Here is a 13,834-nt window from a genome sequence, read left to right as displayed (position 1 = left end):
GGGTAATTGATTTAAGCAATTCTTATGGTTTAAAGCACAAAAACTTGTAACTAGTTAATCGAGAATAAGAACAGTATTTTTTGCTTTTTGCTACAATACGAACTACGCCTGCCAAAGCAAAGTAGCACCTCCTTTAAACAAGCCAGAATTGAAAACCGAATTTTACAAATTAAAAATCACAAGTTAGTAACTTAAATACTGTTTTACCAAGAGTGAGACTAGACAACATTTAAACTGTTCAAATTAATCGTATGTTTTTTTCTGAAAGCGAACTGACAACCTCTACTTTGGATTGAACATTTTTTTTGAGTTCATCTACATTATGAATCCCATGCTCACAAAATTTTTTAAAAAATGAAGCGTCAATAATCTTCTCTGGTGATGCAAGCACGTAACTTGGAAGTTCGAAATGTTTAATAAGACCCTCAAATTTATCTTGATAGGTTATTCCTAATATAGGTACGCCTGAGCCTAAGGCTGCTATTGATAAATGCATTCGTCCTGTAATCACCAAATCAGCCAATGATGCTAAACCCTTTAAGTCTGAGGCAGGAATATCATTGAATACTGTTGAAAGATAACTCTTATCACTCTTACACTTGGAATAAATCTCATTCAACATAAAAACATCACCAGTGTTTTTATCTCTGAAATCATGTGCTACAAATAAAACGCTTGCATTATATTCAGATATGATAAAGTCAACAGTTTGTGCACAGCTGTTAATCATTGAGGTCAGTTTTTCTTTAGAACGATCAGGAACTAAAATCGGGTGGATGTTAAAAATAACAACCATTCTTTTGTTATTTTTCTGTATCTCAACCCATTTTTTTATATCACTCACTTCTTTACTTAAAGTAGGAGCAAGCATAAATGCATTATCTGCGACGAGTTTGGCATCAAAGCGAGCTATTTGATCATAGCGCTTTAAAGAACAAGAGTCCCTTAAATTTACAATGATTTTGTCTGATATAAATTTAGTTAAAAAGAGTTTGGTAAAAGTAGCAGGCAAAGAATTAAATGAAAACCCTCCTATTATTGTTTTTTTTCCATGTCGAGCCATCAAATCTGAAATTAGCCAAAGCCGCAGTGACTTAATGTCAGAATAATAGCCATCCATAACATCTGCACCTATGCAAATACTTGCATCATAATCCTTTACATGGGCAAAAATATTTTTAAGGCTCCATGGATAAGACCAGCACTCAATTGGTTTTACATCAAGCTTTTTCAAAGGAGAAACAAATGCTCCAGGTTCAACCGCTATTGCTAACTCGATATCAGGGTTTTGAACCTTTAACTTATTGACAAGTGCAATAAGCATTGCTTCATCACCTTTAGAGCCGAAAGGGTTGCTTGTATGGGGTGAGAAAAATACCAATTTTTTAACACAATTATCAACTTTGATAGGAGTTATCTTGCGTTTTAAAAAATACCACGAAGTAAACATTAGCGGTGGCAAAATAAACTCTCTAATCTGAGATTTGATTGATTTTGTTTCCTTACTTTTTTTTTGATTGTGAAAAACCATAATATTTATCACCTAATACAATTTTCAAAACTAAATTGGCTTTCGAATTAAAGAAAGTCACCAAAACAAAAAAATAAATTGATACTGAAATTATTCCAAGTAAAAATAAACTCAGAAGGGAATTATTCAAAGATAATAACGGGTGATCTCTGAGATGAGTAACACTAAACGCCATTGCAGTGGAAGCTAAGAAAAACGGATATGTTTTTTTAACAATATTAATTAATGAGGTTTTGGAGTATTTTGCGACCATCAAAAAACTGGCTGGTACAATAAAAAGTTGGACTGTGAAGTAGAAAAAAACAAAGTCAGAAAAACTTACTTCTGTGGCAAATATCATTAATGTCAACACTCCAATACTTTTTACTAAAAGTATTTTAAGAGTGAGATCTGGCCTCCCTATAGCATTTAGAAGAGTACCATTATAAAACTGAATAACTTGTATTGCACCTAAAATAGAAAGATAAAAGGCCACCCTTTCAGAACCTTGCCCATTATGCGAGTAAAGTATATTAACGACTTCAGGCGACAAAATAGCTAGTATAATAAATATGGGTGTGCCAATAGCAGCTGTAACAGTTACTGCTCTATAGTAACAACTGCTAAGTTCCTCATGGGAAGATTTTAACAATGAAAACTTGGGCATATATACATCTACGGTCACAGCAGAAATAACTTGCATGGCCAGACTGTATAATCTTTGCCCCATTACATACAAAGCAAGTGATACGGGCCCAAAAATTGTAACCACATAGATTTCTACAGATCTATTTGAAAAATAATCCAGTACTTTAGCTCCAATTAAATTTGATCCAAACTTAACTAGCGGTTTGGCTTCTGTAATCGAAAAAGAAGTGCTTGGACGCCAGTCAACTCCTTTCCAAACCAGTACCACATTTACAAGAGCCATTAATAGAAACTGAGCCAGTAGGCTCCATACACCAAAGCCTGCCAATACAAGGGTTATACCAAAAACACTACTGATTAGAGCACCCCAAGCTGCTCTTATTGCCAGCCATTTAAACTTAAAATTTTTCCTGAGTAACGCTTGTGGTACAAAGCCAATAGCGTTCATTAATAGTGCAAGGCTACCAAATTTAAGAATTTCTGTTATTCCCTCCATTGGCAAAAGAAAAGCCAAGTTGTCTGAAAAAGACCATACCGAAACAACCAGTATAAGGGCAATGACAATATTTATAGCAAAAGCAGTATTTAATATTATATCATTAAGCTTTTCTCTTTGAATAAGAGCATCACTAATACCACCATCACTAAAAATTTCTAGGAATGCTAAAACTGCAAGAACTGCTGAAAATATACCTAGTTGTTCTGTTTCCAAAACCCTGGCCATTACTATAAAAGTAATAGCACCACTGAATCGGACTAGAGAATTTTTTACTGCTGACCATAATAAGCTAGATCGTATCTGTGTCACTATTCAAACCTAATTTTTTAAAACAACCAGCCATTGATTTTGCTGCAGACTTCCTTGTAAAAATCTCTAAAACAGCCGAACAATATTCTGCTCTTTCAGTTACTAATTTACGGTCACCTATCCAGCTAGAAATAGCATTGATATACTCACTAGCTGTTGATACACAAATATATGGCACATGATCACCCTTCGGATACCCGTATCCACCTTCTTTTGTGGTTATTGTCGGTAACCCTAAAGCTAAGTAATCAAGAATTTTTATTTTTATCCCGCTCCCCATTAATACCGGATTGATTGCAAATAGGCAGTCTTTAGCAATTTCCTCTATGGAATCTAATCGACCAAGGAAGTTGACATTTTCTGGCGGGCTTTGAAAAGCATCACAAACTGAACCGATAATATTTAAATGTATATTTGGATGCTGTTTGAGAATGGTTGGCCAAACTTCATTAAAAAACCATTTAAGCCCATCAACATTGTGGTTTGCATTAGCACCAATATATAAGATACTAGATCCATTATAAGTACGTAATGCCGGATAGGTGTTATTAGAAACACTTGGATAAATGGTTACCACTGACTTATTCTTTATTAATGAAGATATTAAATCCATCTCTTCAATATTGATTGCTGCAATACAATCAAATTCTTTCCATATACCAATCTCTTTATCCTTTGTAATACTAGGTGATACTTCATAACCCCGTTTTTGAAATGATTTAGTCCGATCAAAAAATACATCATGCGCTATTAATATTTTTTTTGACGATAGCTCATCAATAATTGCTGACCTAAATATTGTGTCTACAACAACTAAGCTGCATTCTTTCGTAATCAGTTTTTTTGTAGAGTTGGTATCTCTTTTTGATAAAAACTTACCAATTGTCATTTTTTTTTGAGGACTATGACTATCAAAAAACAAATAACTTATTTTTTTTAATGGCCTTAAAAATGAACGCCATGATTTAGACAGATAAATACTAAAAATCTTTACCGCATTTACATATTTAGTTTTAACTTGTGGATGCTTGATTTCGTATTTGCTTGAAAAGATAGCAGGAAAGTAGTCACCAGTTATTATTACAGTTACCTCATAACCACAGTCTAACAATGCATTAATTATATTAAGGTTGTAGCTTTGAGCGCCACTGAAGCCCAAGCTTGGTAATCGTTCACATACAAAAATAGCTTTCATAGTCATTGTTTAGTTGTTAGTGTGCTTTGTAATTAATGCTGTATATTTTATACGGTGGATCATTAGCGTCTTTTCAATAAATTGATATGGTTTTTCAAAAAAACTAGAAGTGTTCGTTCTTTAATATTTAGCCTTCATAAGTTTAGTAATATTCATATCTCCTTTAATAATCAATACGATCCCAACAATCAATTTTCGAAACCATTGGTAAAAAAGGGTTGGTTTTTTAAATGCATGTTTTCTTAAAGCAATATGGCTACCTTGGAAATATTTTTCTTTCAGTTCTAACATTTTATCTCTGTGACCAACCAGTTCATTATCAATAAATTCTGTTGACCTAGATGATAAGAATAATTTTATTGCATAATCCAAATCTTCACCCCCATTATTTGGTGTGCCCACACCTAATGATTCGTCAAAGCCACCTGCATTTATTGCTATATTTGACCTGACAAATATAGTATTTGATGAAGCATTTTTTATTAGATCAGTAATTTTAGCTTTTTTTGGTTTATTACTATCCAATGCATCTACCGGCTTAGATGAATACTTACAAAATAAGAAGTCAAGGTTGTTTTTGCTTGCAAAGATAGAGCTAATGTATTCCAGAAAACTTTTTGTATACCAACAGTCGTCATCGGGGTAAGCAATTATATCAACATTTGACAAAGTACCTTCTTTTCTAGCCTTTGCTAACATTAGATTTCGTGCTTTTGATAAAGACATTTTTGAATCAAAAGTCATGAAATCAATTAATCTCGAGTGTTTTTCTATAAAAAACTGATATTCTTCTGTAAAGTTTTGAAGAAGAACTATGTGTTTAATTTTTTCTAGCCTTTTCTCTGATTCTTCAATACTGTTAAACAGGCGTTCTAGTTCCTTTATTGCTCTTTCGCTTAATATTGAAGTTGTCATAAGTAAGAATTTCATAATTCATTCCCTTCAATAAAAGAATTGATGAAATTTTTCAACTTGTAATATTCAGGATTATTTTTTTGTTCAGGTTTCTTTAATCTATTCCATTTATCTAAGTAGTTGTGTATTTCAGTTTCATTTGTCGCAACATAGATTCCAGATACATCTTTAAATTTGTTTGCTGTTGATGTTTGATGATCATTCCTATGCTCACCAAGAGCAAAACTTCTAGGGAAAATTATAATAGGAATATTCAATTCATAAGCGGTTAAAATAGAACCCATGCCAGCATGCGCTACTATAACCTTTGTTTTTTTTAGCAAGCTTGAATACTGTACTGGAGTTAAGAAATCAGTACTCTCTATATGTTGTGGCTTAATTCCACCTTTACCAATTTGGGCAAATATCTCTACTTCACTATTTATACTGCCCCACTTGTCTACAGCAAGAACCATTCGGTCAAAAGGAAACTGTGTGCCTGTAGTAACCAATATCAATGTACTTATCTCTTAAATAATTGAACCATGATAAAAAACTTTTCTACCATCACAAAGGTTTTCCCATTGTGAAAGCGTTTTATGCGCAAAGAAGGTGGATAATCTACCACACATAGAAAGTTTTTCACCATTTGCTATGCTATCGATCCATAGTGTTTTTGAGCCTAAAAGCCGACCACACACTATTGTTAATAAGCCTGGTGCAGCACCTGTCGAAATAATAATATCTGGCCGTTCCTTAACAATCATTTTAATGACTTCATAAAGAAGATTGGGTATTTTTAACTTTTCAGTACTGCTAGCTTCAGGCAAGATATATGAGTTTTTAATACCCTCTTGTTCAGCCAAACCTTTGATAGTTGTTGCATATATTATATTTGCTTTTTCTAATTCAGGTTTCAATTTAATTAGTTGCTTCCAGTGACCACCACCGGAAGCCACAGCAAGAATTTTTTTCATTTTGAATTTATTCCGTTTTTGGTTAACCAATTAATCAACTGGGGGTAGTTCTTTAATCCTGAATCATTAACTGTTGCTCTGCTCTACTCAGACATTACGGCAAAATTATGAAATCGCCTCCCCAGCAAGGACATCAGCCAGTTAGCTTATACTTATAGCAGCTTTCTTTTGTTTTCTCTTCAGGCCCGTTTTGAAGGTTTTCGTATTGTTCAGCAGTTTGACTCTAAAATGTCTAAAAACATCTACATCAAACCAACCGTGCACCTTCCAGCTTGGCAATTCGGTGAATGGGCTGTTCAGGGTGCTGGGTGTCGTGAATCAGAATATCCACTTTTTGTTCACCCCATCGGTCTTCCAGTGCCAGGCGTAAGTGGTTTTCTTTTCGACCAGGTTGCTTAAACCATCGATTTCAATCAACAAGTCAATATCGCCACCCCGTGCGTCATCTCTGACCCTGGAGCCAAAGAGCCAGACCCTGGCCTGCTGGCTGATCTCTTTCCTGACCAACTCGATGATGTCGTCTTTCTGTTCCGGACTGATTCTCAATGACCGCCGCCTAACTTTATATTGTGGAGCTTGAGTACATAGGCTTCGAACTGTTCGGTGATTTCAATCAGTTCGGGAGCCACAGCTCATGCCATGTTAAGCGCCTCAGCCCGCTTTGATTCAGCTTCCGGGTAGTCGTGAGAAAATGCATTGCGAATTTCACGCATTTTCCGCCAGCTGTCGGCAGAACTGAGGATATGTCGCTTTTGCATCCATTCAAAAACTTAACGAAGATGATAACACTGACAAAATACATCTGGCTTTCTGCGCTGGCAGTGACAGCACAGATGGTCAGAAAAAGGTTAGGTGTCTCTGTGCCATCTTTTATTGTCTGCTATGCTCAACGCACAAGAAATAATCACAGGGTGTACGCGTGAACCACGATAAAGACACAGATGATTTCTTTAATGCCATCAGCCGCATAGAGGTCAGTGTAAAAAACTCACAGGACGATATTAGGAAGCTTTACCTGCACAGCGCACGGCAGGAGATAGCTATTGAGTCACTTAATGAAAAGATTGACGCTAACCAGCAAGAAAATCGTGAACGTTTTGACAAGATTGACGCTAACCAGCAAGAAAATCGTGAACGTTTTGACAAGATTGAAGACACTCTGGCTATCATTGTAAATCACCTCCAAAAATAACCACGGCACCTAACAACAGCATCCACGGGACTTCTCCCGTGATGCAAAGAATGTCTTTTAGCTGTTGTCAACTTACCAAGCTTGGCGAGGGTTACTGATAATAGAAAGAAAACCGGGGTCAGGTCTTTCATAGCATTTGTCGTTTAGGGAAACCGGGGTCAGGTCTTTCATCGTTCACAATGTAACCCAACATCCTTATTATACTTTTATACTTTGCATTGTCCGATGCCAGAATAACACTAATGCTGAGGGCTGATTTTCAAACTCACTCCCAGAGCCTGAAGAATTTTGAACACTGTTTCAAACCTTGGTTTCGCACCTGGTGCCAGGGCTTTGTATAGACTTTCCCGACCAAGGCCTGAGTTATTGGCTATCTTCTGCATCCCTGTTGCCTTGGCGATATCACCAATAGCAGATAAGAGCAAAGCCTGGTCACCCGTTTCAATGACAGCATTCAGGTACTCTGCAATAGTTTCACTGTCGTCAAGATACTCTGATGCATCAAAGGTCTTTAGCTTCCTGCTCATGTCATGCCTCCAGATTTTTTAAAATGGCTTTTGCTTTTTCAATATCTCTGGACTGGCTGGACTTGTCACCATTTGGATACGTGTTCAAGTTACAAAAACCGGGGGCAGACCTTTCATCGAGCATAAAACACCAGCCCAACCTGCTTGATGTGGTTCAGCAGGTTTGGATTTTCAATGGTTTCAAGTATGGATAGGTCAAACTGATAGGGGAGCATCAATTCTTCAAGTGCTTCTTCAATCTGATATTGAACCGTTAAATCCAGCTGCTTTTTTTTGTCGGCTACTAATGTTAAGTCGATGTCTGACCCGGTTTTAAAAGTGCCTTTTGCCCTTGAGCCATAGATAATCGCTTTCCCGACTTGTGGAAAAGTGGCAAACACCTGTTGAATTTCCGAGATAGTCTCTTCTTTCAAGCCAAAACGATCTGTCATGCTTTATCATTTTCCTGCCAGCTCAAGAGTGCTTTTCTCAGTTCACAAAAGGCATCAAAGTACTGTTTCAGTATTTTTACTGCTATTTCATTGGCGACTTCTTCCCGGTAGGTATGGGAGGTGAGGTTCCTGCTTTTAAGCATTTCCATCCAGAGTTCGCCATTGACGATAATGCCTTCTCGAAAAGCAACCCTCACCGCATCTCTGGAGCCAGTAACATCCTGAATGCCCCGATAACCCAGAAAATCTTTTAGTGTTTTCCACGCCAGTTCGTGAGTAAACTCAAACTCCTGTATCAAGCCCTGTTGCTCCAGCCTGGATAATGGTCGTTGTTCCGAGAGTGTTACGGCCTCTTTCAGTGCTTCCAATGCGGCCTGGTAATTTTCAAAACGTTGTATCCAGCGGATGTCTTTTTGTTGGTCTGGCATGGTTTTCAGATTCAGACGAATGAGCTTTGATCCTAGGAGCCTGACCGAGAATAGCGCCCGTAGCGAGGACGGCAGAAAATTGAGGATGAAAATTCGGTTTTGTGAGGAGAATAGCGAGCTATTTGACGAACAAAAGCGGATTTACAGACCAATTTGCTGCCGCCACAGTAGGGCAGACTATTCTCGGTCAGCCTCCTAGCAGGTTACTCAGAGTGACGGTAAGAAAAACCGGGATCAGTCTTGATTCTTGACGACAAAAAAACCGTGTTCAGGTCTTTCATTGTCCATCATTATTAAAACTGCGCATAACTTCTTCTGAGAACCTGTTAATTTCATCAACATGGTTTTCTATAACAGATTTGAGAATAGCTATGTTCAATTTTTGGTACTCATGGACCGCTATATTCTTGAACCCCACCATTTTTATCATACTGACTGTGAGTGGGGCTGATACCAGTCCATGATCGTTTAGTAGCTGGAAAGATTCTCTGGCATTCTGGGGGATTCCCAATTTTTTCAGTTTGATAACGTAGTTCGCCATATCCTGGGCAGCCTGGCACGCTCTCTGAATATTCAGAATTATAGAATCCTGCCGAGTGTAATTTGTGGCCAGTTCAGACTCATGACCTTTGTATTCTTCATTAATACGGGCAATACAGCGCTGAATGATTGAGTATTTGTTAAGAATAATGTCATTCATTACGCAGCCTTCTTTGTAAGTCGTCCAGGATTTCCCGTCTATCGTATTGTAGCTGCTGGTACAACGACATAACCTGGAGTTCGAATAAGTCACAGGTTAGGGTATCTTGCTGCCACAGCCAGATTCCTGTATTGATCACTTCATGCTGTAGTACAGTGGTTGCTGCGCGTAAATCTATCAGGTCAATATTGGTATTCATCTGGCTGGCTAGTGTCTGGGCGTTTTCCCATAGTTCAACCGGGTCAGCCATACCGTCAATCAAAATACCCAAGTCTATGTCACTTTCTTTATTGGCTGTGCCGTTGGCATGGCTCCCAAAGAGCAGTATACCTTGTAACAAGTCACCATAAGCTTGCCTGAGAAATGAGATGATGACTGCCTTGTGCAGCGGTTCCATTGGTTTGATATTAGCTCTATCGGTAATGGTTTAGGCAGCGTAACTTTTTTGCCGGGTTTTTCCAAGGAAAAACCGGGGTCTGGGCTTTCATTTGGAGTCTGACCATGATTGAGATGAACCCTTTCGCCTGGGCTCTGGCTATTTTCTTTTCCATTGTCTGTGCACTGGTGATCTGGGTTAAGTACCTGAACCGTAATGATCATAAAAAATAGCTGCTGGTTTCAGGTCTTCCATATCTGCTATGTAACTGTCAGCCGAATAGTGCGTAAACCCATTGATGTCTTTCTTAAGAAACAGCAGGGAAGTCAGTGTAAAAAGCTGATTTTCACTGTTGGTGTTGAATTTCTGGTGATTATCAAAGGCAATTATTGGGCTGCTATTGGCTACGATTTGCGAAGTATCCTCGGCTTATCCAAGGTTTTCAAGGTCACTGTCCAGATCCGCAGGGTCATGGTCAACTACAGGAATGCCTTGTGCACCCAGAATCTGGATAAAATCACCCAGTGGAACCCGGGCTATCCTGGCCCCTTTAGCAAGGGTAACCACGTCATTTCGAAACAAATGAATGGCCAGGTTAATTGCCACTCCCTGTTCCAGTATTTGGTCTGTAAATGGAATGCCCAACAGAGCATTCAGGTCAGGTGTTTCCAACGCTGTTTTCATGACCAGGTTTCATCGCTCATGCTTACATAAAGCTTTACGGAATCTTTGATAAAGGCATCCATAATATTTAGTGCAGCTTTTGCTTTTTTCCCATCGTAGTCGTGAGAAGTTCCGATGCGAGTGTCTGCGTATGTCATCCACTGAGCGACATCAGATGTTAGTAAGCGGTTCTCATTGGCTATCCGAAACAGCGGCTTTGGACTGTTAGGCACATCAGGGAGACCAAGGCCTTCTTTCAGGTAGTGTTTCAGGGCTTTCCATAAGCAGTCGTAGCAGGTTACATACCGCCGGATAACGGATTCAGAAACTGCTTCCTGAATCCATGAAGGTAATGAGGTATCCAGAGTTTGCCAATTTCCGAATTGCGATTCTAGAAGCACAAGTGACTGCTTGAACTTTCCAAAGTCGATCATTTTTTCACCCATGTGCTTTTGGTTACTCTTCATCACCCATTACAGGTGATTTTTTAGCCACTGAGCACAATCGCTACGATCTTGTGTAACTTGCGTATTATTGAGAGCATCATGGTCATCCAGAACATCATGCTCTGCAGACCTTGTCTTCAAAGCCTCTTTTTTCCACTCAGGCCAGTCGGCTGTCATCTTTTTTGTGCTTTTCAAATAACGCAGAAAATTACTCTCTGTTTTCTTTTTCATGGTTTTCTACCTTCAGCTTAAGGTAAGACAAATATAGTTTTACTTTAAGGTGCGAAGAGTAGGAAACCAGGTTCAGGTCAAAAAACTGAGGTTAGGGGATTTTTCAGTTTTATATCGGCTCTGCCTGGCTAAGAACTTCTTCTCTGATTGAGTCTGAAAGTGAGCCGGGGGTCAGGATGTCAACTTTTACACCTGTTAGCTGCTTTAGCTTGTGGCGAATCGCTCCAATATCAAATAGGGTCATGCCCTGATCTGGGTCAATCAGTATGTCCAGGTCACTGGTTTCGGTGTCTGTTCCATTCAGTACAGAGCCAAATACTCTGGCATTGGCCGCTTTGTGCTCTTTTATGATGGCCTTGATCTTTACCCGGTATTTTTTTAATGCTGCCGATGGTCTCATGGAATGCCTCAGCCGATAGTCGTTTCTACCTGGTCTTAGTCGGTCACTCAGGTTTTGCGATTGTTCAGCCACTGGCAATGGATGAGCACTCGGGCTAAATTGATTTTTTGTGTAAACCATTGTGTAAGTACTCAACCATACGAAATCATATTTTCTGACTCATTGTTCAGGCACTCGCGGCAACTGCTCCTGCGTTGCTCTAGCTCCTGCATCCATGCAGTCGTGATGCGTTGCAACTCTGGTCACATAGCTTGCTATGTTCCCGTCGTTGCGCCTTGCAGAGCACCTGACCAATGAGCCAGAAATATTCGACTCCGTATGGCTGAGTACTTAGCAGTTGATAACATGCCATCAAACCTCGCTATAGACGACGACTTGATTGCTCAGGTCCAACAACTGGGAGGCTACAAAACCAAAAAAGCAGCCGTTAACGAAGCTCTCGCCGAATTTATTCGCCATTGCAAGCAGTTGGAACTACTGGATGATCTCGGCACCATTGATTACGACGCTCAGCCCCTTAAAAAAGAGGCCCGAAGAAAATAATGGTGCTTGTTGATACCTGTGTATGGTCGGCTGCACTGCGTCGACGCAGGACTGAATCCATACCTGAAGAAACAATACTGTTGCAGAGATTAATCCGCCAACACCGGGCTGTGATGATTGGCCCGATATTGCACTGACGACGGATAGGGACTTTATCGAATTTTGCGTAAAACCCCTCGCTTTAGCGGGTGTCGCAAAACTCTCTCCAGCGCGGGAACGAGTTGACTCCTGTCATTCCCGGCTTCGTCCTCGTCATTCCCGCGAAGGCGGGAATCCATACTGACTCACCACCAGAACCAGACTGCCCGGTGCCCCCCCCCCTGGCCTTGTCATCCCCGAGAAGGCAGAGATCCACCGTTGGCACTGGATTCCCGCCTTCGCGGGAATGACGACCTCAGAGCATGGAAACGAGCTGTTGGAGTTTTGCGACACCCTCTTCAGGGCGGGGTTCAGTGACGGATTTTCTCCTGATTCTTTCAGTATCAGCGCACGTATCATACTACGTATTCTTTGATTCTGCCTGGCCGAGAAGAGTGCCCGCAGTATGGACGGCAGAAAAAGATAAGAAAAACTCAGACCCGCCCTGACTTCACGAATCCACCCCAAATAAATCACGGGTATAAACTTTCTCCGCAACATCTTCCAAATCAGATTCTTTGCGGTTGGCAATAATCACATCACTGACTGCTTTAAAGGCTTCCAAATCGTTGATCACCTCTGAATGAAAGAACTCATCGTCAGTCAGCACTGGCTCATAGACGACCACTTTAACCCCTTTGGCTTTTATCCGTTTCATCACACCTTGAATGGCTGATGCACGAAAGTTATCGGAGCCGGATTTCATCACCAGTCGGTAAACTCCGACCACTTCAGGGTTGCGCCGGAGAATGGAGTCGGCAATAAAATCTTTTCGGGTGGTGTTGGAATCAACAATGGCTCTGATCAGGTTATTGGGCACATCCTGATAATTGGCCAGTAACTGTTTGGTATCTTTTGGCAGGCAATAGCCGCCATAACCAAAACTTGGATTGTTGTAGTGGTTGCCAATCCTTGGGTCCAGCCCAACACCTTCGATGATTTGCCGTGAGTCAATACCGTGGGTTTCACAGTAGGTGTCCAGTTCGTTAAAGTAGGAAACCCTCAGTGCCAGGAAAGTATTCGAGAAGAGTTTCACGGCCTCGGCTTCGGTGCTGTTGGTGAAAAGAATGGGAGTATCTTTTTGCTCCGCACCCTGAGCAAACAGCTCCGCTATTTTTTTTGCCCTCTCTGACTGTTCACCAATGATGATTCGGGAAGGGAAGAGGTTGTCGTGCAGTGCCTTACCTTCTCTCAGGAATTCCGGAGAAAAGATGATGTTGTTGCTGCCGGTGTCTTCTTTTAATTGCCGGGTGAAGCCTACCGGTACTGTTGATTTAATGATCATGACGGCATCTGGGTTGATGTCTATCACATCACGAACCACTGTTTCAACACTTTCGGTATTAAAATAATTGGTCTTCGGATCATAATCCGTAGGGGTTGCGATAATGACATAATCAGCCTCGGCAAATGCCTGCTGTTTATCCAGAGTGGCCCGGAAGTGAAGCATCTCACTGCGAAGGAAACGTTCAATATCGTCATCCTCGATCGGTGAGAGGCGTTCGTTCAGCATACCCACTTTCTCAGGGATAATGTCCAGCGCAATCACTTCATTGTGTTGGGCCAAAAGCATGGCATTGGACAAACCGACATATCCGGTTCCGGCTATTGCAATTTTAGGCATTGGAGTCACTTGTATATTCAGAGCGTCAAAATTGCCGAGGCAGATTTGTGATCGTGTATTTTCGCAGCAGCCCGGCCAAACCGGTTAAAAAGTGCTGGGTAAT

The 13,834-nt window shown here is 40.2% G+C and carries 20 protein-coding genes; 2 read left to right on the top strand and 18 right to left on the bottom strand.

All coding sequences use genetic code 11. The annotated features are described in order from the left end of the window. Nucleotides 1-238: 238 nt before the first annotated feature. The 7 genes from ACO6V5_RS15070 to ACO6V5_RS15040 form a co-directional block, all read right to left on the bottom strand. Entirely contained in the window at nucleotides 239-1,531 is a 1,293-nt protein-coding gene (locus tag ACO6V5_RS15070; protein ID WP_422136919.1) for a polysaccharide pyruvyl transferase family protein, read from the bottom strand. Next, nucleotides 1,503-2,966 carry a lipopolysaccharide biosynthesis protein gene (locus tag ACO6V5_RS15065; RefSeq protein ID WP_422136920.1) on the bottom strand — a complete coding sequence of 488 codons (1,464 nt, stop codon included), beginning with the start codon at nucleotides 2,964-2,966 and terminating at the stop codon, nucleotides 1,503-1,505. The genes ACO6V5_RS15070 and ACO6V5_RS15065 overlap by 29 nt, the downstream gene beginning before the upstream one ends. Beyond that, complete coding sequence (locus ACO6V5_RS15060) at nucleotides 2,947-4,161, bottom strand: glycosyltransferase (RefSeq protein WP_422139900.1); 1,215 nt, start codon at nucleotides 4,159-4,161, stop codon at nucleotides 2,947-2,949. Before ACO6V5_RS15060 ends, ACO6V5_RS15065 begins: the two co-directional genes overlap by 20 nt. Nucleotides 4,162-4,281: 120 nt before the next feature. After that, on the bottom strand, nucleotides 4,282-5,091 hold the full coding sequence (locus tag ACO6V5_RS15055) for a hypothetical protein (RefSeq protein ID WP_422136922.1): 810 nt from the start codon (nucleotides 5,089-5,091) through the stop codon (nucleotides 4,282-4,284). After that, nucleotides 5,088-5,573 carry a glycosyltransferase gene (locus ACO6V5_RS15050; RefSeq protein ID WP_422136923.1) on the bottom strand — a complete coding sequence of 162 codons (486 nt, stop codon included), beginning with the start codon at nucleotides 5,571-5,573 and terminating at the stop codon, nucleotides 5,088-5,090. The genes ACO6V5_RS15055 and ACO6V5_RS15050 overlap by 4 nt, the downstream gene beginning before the upstream one ends. 12 nt (nucleotides 5,574-5,585) lie before the next feature. Next, on the bottom strand, nucleotides 5,586-6,032 hold the full coding sequence (locus ACO6V5_RS15045; RefSeq protein ID WP_422136924.1) for a UDP-N-acetylglucosamine--LPS N-acetylglucosamine transferase: 447 nt from the start codon (nucleotides 6,030-6,032) through the stop codon (nucleotides 5,586-5,588). A 318-nt stretch (nucleotides 6,033-6,350) separates the two neighbouring features. Next, nucleotides 6,351-6,578, bottom strand: a complete 228-nt coding sequence (locus ACO6V5_RS15040; protein ID WP_422136925.1) for a nucleotidyltransferase domain-containing protein — start codon at nucleotides 6,576-6,578, stop codon at nucleotides 6,351-6,353. A gap of 373 nt (nucleotides 6,579-6,951) precedes the next feature. Here ACO6V5_RS15040 and ACO6V5_RS15035 point away from each other — a divergent pair, with 373 nt between their 5' ends. Next, nucleotides 6,952-7,224 carry a hypothetical protein gene (locus ACO6V5_RS15035; protein ID WP_422411559.1) on the top strand — a complete coding sequence of 91 codons (273 nt, stop codon included), beginning with the start codon at nucleotides 6,952-6,954 and terminating at the stop codon, nucleotides 7,222-7,224. Nucleotides 7,225-7,463: 239 nt separating this feature from the next. Here ACO6V5_RS15035 and ACO6V5_RS15030 read toward each other — a convergent pair whose 3' ends face one another. The 9 genes from ACO6V5_RS15030 to ACO6V5_RS14990 all read right to left on the bottom strand — a co-directional run bounded on the left by ACO6V5_RS15030 (nucleotide 7,464) and on the right by ACO6V5_RS14990 (nucleotide 11,426). Further along, a complete protein-coding gene (locus ACO6V5_RS15030; protein WP_422411557.1) occupies nucleotides 7,464-7,751 on the bottom strand; it encodes an addiction module antidote protein in 288 nt (95 codons plus the stop codon). 113 nt (nucleotides 7,752-7,864) lie between these two features. Next, the gene (locus ACO6V5_RS15025; RefSeq protein ID WP_422411555.1) at nucleotides 7,865-8,182 is read right to left on the bottom strand and encodes a nucleotidyltransferase domain-containing protein; all 318 of its coding nucleotides are present in this window, start codon (nucleotides 8,180-8,182) and stop codon (nucleotides 7,865-7,867) included. Next, entirely contained in the window at nucleotides 8,179-8,610 is a 432-nt protein-coding gene (locus ACO6V5_RS15020; RefSeq protein WP_422411553.1) for a nucleotidyltransferase substrate binding protein, read from the bottom strand. Before ACO6V5_RS15020 ends, ACO6V5_RS15025 begins: the two co-directional genes overlap by 4 nt. Before the next feature lie 277 nt (nucleotides 8,611-8,887). Next, complete coding sequence (hepT, locus tag ACO6V5_RS15015; RefSeq protein WP_422411551.1) at nucleotides 8,888-9,310, bottom strand: type VII toxin-antitoxin system HepT family RNase toxin; 423 nt, start codon at nucleotides 9,308-9,310, stop codon at nucleotides 8,888-8,890. After that, nucleotides 9,303-9,707, bottom strand: a complete 405-nt coding sequence (mntA, locus tag ACO6V5_RS15010) for a type VII toxin-antitoxin system MntA family adenylyltransferase antitoxin (protein WP_422411549.1) — start codon at nucleotides 9,705-9,707, stop codon at nucleotides 9,303-9,305. Before mntA ends, hepT begins: the two co-directional genes overlap by 8 nt. A gap of 408 nt (nucleotides 9,708-10,115) precedes the next feature. Continuing rightward, nucleotides 10,116-10,370, bottom strand: coding sequence for a UPF0175 family protein (locus ACO6V5_RS15005; RefSeq protein WP_422136931.1), 255 nt, complete (start codon nucleotides 10,368-10,370; stop codon nucleotides 10,116-10,118). Then, nucleotides 10,367-10,783, bottom strand: a complete 417-nt coding sequence (locus tag ACO6V5_RS15000; protein ID WP_422136932.1) for a nucleotidyltransferase substrate binding protein — start codon at nucleotides 10,781-10,783, stop codon at nucleotides 10,367-10,369. The genes ACO6V5_RS15005 and ACO6V5_RS15000 overlap by 4 nt, the downstream gene beginning before the upstream one ends. Before the next feature lie 39 nt (nucleotides 10,784-10,822). Next, a complete protein-coding gene (locus tag ACO6V5_RS14995; protein ID WP_422411544.1) occupies nucleotides 10,823-11,026 on the bottom strand; it encodes a hypothetical protein in 204 nt (67 codons plus the stop codon). A 109-nt stretch (nucleotides 11,027-11,135) separates the two neighbouring features. After that, complete coding sequence (locus ACO6V5_RS14990; RefSeq protein ID WP_422139906.1) at nucleotides 11,136-11,426, bottom strand: nucleotidyltransferase family protein; 291 nt, start codon at nucleotides 11,424-11,426, stop codon at nucleotides 11,136-11,138. A gap of 345 nt (nucleotides 11,427-11,771) precedes the next feature. On the opposite strand from ACO6V5_RS14990, the gene ACO6V5_RS14985 reads away from it, so the two are divergent. Further along, nucleotides 11,772-11,969 carry a type II toxin-antitoxin system VapB family antitoxin gene (locus tag ACO6V5_RS14985; protein WP_422411541.1) on the top strand — a complete coding sequence of 66 codons (198 nt, stop codon included), beginning with the start codon at nucleotides 11,772-11,774 and terminating at the stop codon, nucleotides 11,967-11,969. A gap of 252 nt (nucleotides 11,970-12,221) precedes the next feature. Here ACO6V5_RS14985 and ACO6V5_RS14980 read toward each other — a convergent pair whose 3' ends face one another. Continuing rightward, a complete protein-coding gene (locus ACO6V5_RS14980; RefSeq protein ID WP_422442164.1) occupies nucleotides 12,222-12,467 on the bottom strand; it encodes a hypothetical protein in 246 nt (81 codons plus the stop codon). A 91-nt stretch (nucleotides 12,468-12,558) separates the two neighbouring features. After that, nucleotides 12,559-13,731: a nucleotide sugar dehydrogenase gene (locus tag ACO6V5_RS14975; protein ID WP_422411537.1), complete on the bottom strand. Its 1,173-nt coding sequence runs from the start codon at nucleotides 13,729-13,731 to the stop codon at nucleotides 12,559-12,561. Nucleotides 13,732-13,834: the final 103 nt, after the last annotated feature.

This window comes from Endozoicomonas sp. ALD068 (assembly GCF_049310145.1).
Classification (GTDB): Bacteria; Pseudomonadota; Gammaproteobacteria; order Pseudomonadales; family Endozoicomonadaceae; genus Endozoicomonas_A.
This window is presented reverse-complemented; position numbering and strand designations above follow the sequence as displayed.

Bases quoted from the DNA above. Each gene is read 5' to 3' on its own strand.
- mntA (WP_422411549.1), bottom strand. From the start codon at position 9,707: ATGGAACCGCTGCACAAGGCAGTCATCATCTCATTTCTCAGGCAAGCT.
- ACO6V5_RS15055 (WP_422136922.1), bottom strand. From the start codon at position 5,091: ATGAAATTCTTACTTATGACAACTTCAATATTAAGCGAAAGAGCAATA.
- ACO6V5_RS15025 (WP_422411555.1), bottom strand. From the start codon at position 8,182: ATGACAGATCGTTTTGGCTTGAAAGAAGAGACTATCTCGGAAATTCAA.
- ACO6V5_RS15060 (WP_422139900.1), bottom strand. From the start codon at position 4,161: ATGAAAGCTATTTTTGTATGTGAACGATTACCAAGCTTGGGCTTCAGT.
- ACO6V5_RS15005 (WP_422136931.1), bottom strand. From the start codon at position 10,370: ATGAAAACAGCGTTGGAAACACCTGACCTGAATGCTCTGTTGGGCATT.
- ACO6V5_RS14995 (WP_422411544.1), bottom strand. From the start codon at position 11,026: ATGAAAAAGAAAACAGAGAGTAATTTTCTGCGTTATTTGAAAAGCACA.
- ACO6V5_RS15030 (WP_422411557.1), bottom strand. From the start codon at position 7,751: ATGAGCAGGAAGCTAAAGACCTTTGATGCATCAGAGTATCTTGACGAC.
- ACO6V5_RS14990 (WP_422139906.1), bottom strand. From the start codon at position 11,426: ATGAGACCATCGGCAGCATTAAAAAAATACCGGGTAAAGATCAAGGCC.
- ACO6V5_RS14985 (WP_422411541.1), top strand. From the start codon at position 11,772: ATGCCATCAAACCTCGCTATAGACGACGACTTGATTGCTCAGGTCCAA.
- ACO6V5_RS14975 (WP_422411537.1), bottom strand. From the start codon at position 13,731: ATGCCTAAAATTGCAATAGCCGGAACCGGATATGTCGGTTTGTCCAAT.
- hepT (WP_422411551.1), bottom strand. From the start codon at position 9,310: ATGAATGACATTATTCTTAACAAATACTCAATCATTCAGCGCTGTATT.
- ACO6V5_RS15070 (WP_422136919.1), bottom strand. From the start codon at position 1,531: ATGGTTTTTCACAATCAAAAAAAAAGTAAGGAAACAAAATCAATCAAA.
- ACO6V5_RS15045 (WP_422136924.1), bottom strand. From the start codon at position 6,032: ATGAAAAAAATTCTTGCTGTGGCTTCCGGTGGTGGTCACTGGAAGCAA.
- ACO6V5_RS15020 (WP_422411553.1), bottom strand. From the start codon at position 8,610: ATGCCAGACCAACAAAAAGACATCCGCTGGATACAACGTTTTGAAAAT.
- ACO6V5_RS15000 (WP_422136932.1), bottom strand. From the start codon at position 10,783: ATGATCGACTTTGGAAAGTTCAAGCAGTCACTTGTGCTTCTAGAATCG.
- ACO6V5_RS14980 (WP_422442164.1), bottom strand. From the start codon at position 12,467: ATGATACGTGCGCTGATACTGAAAGAATCAGGAGAAAATCCGTCACTG.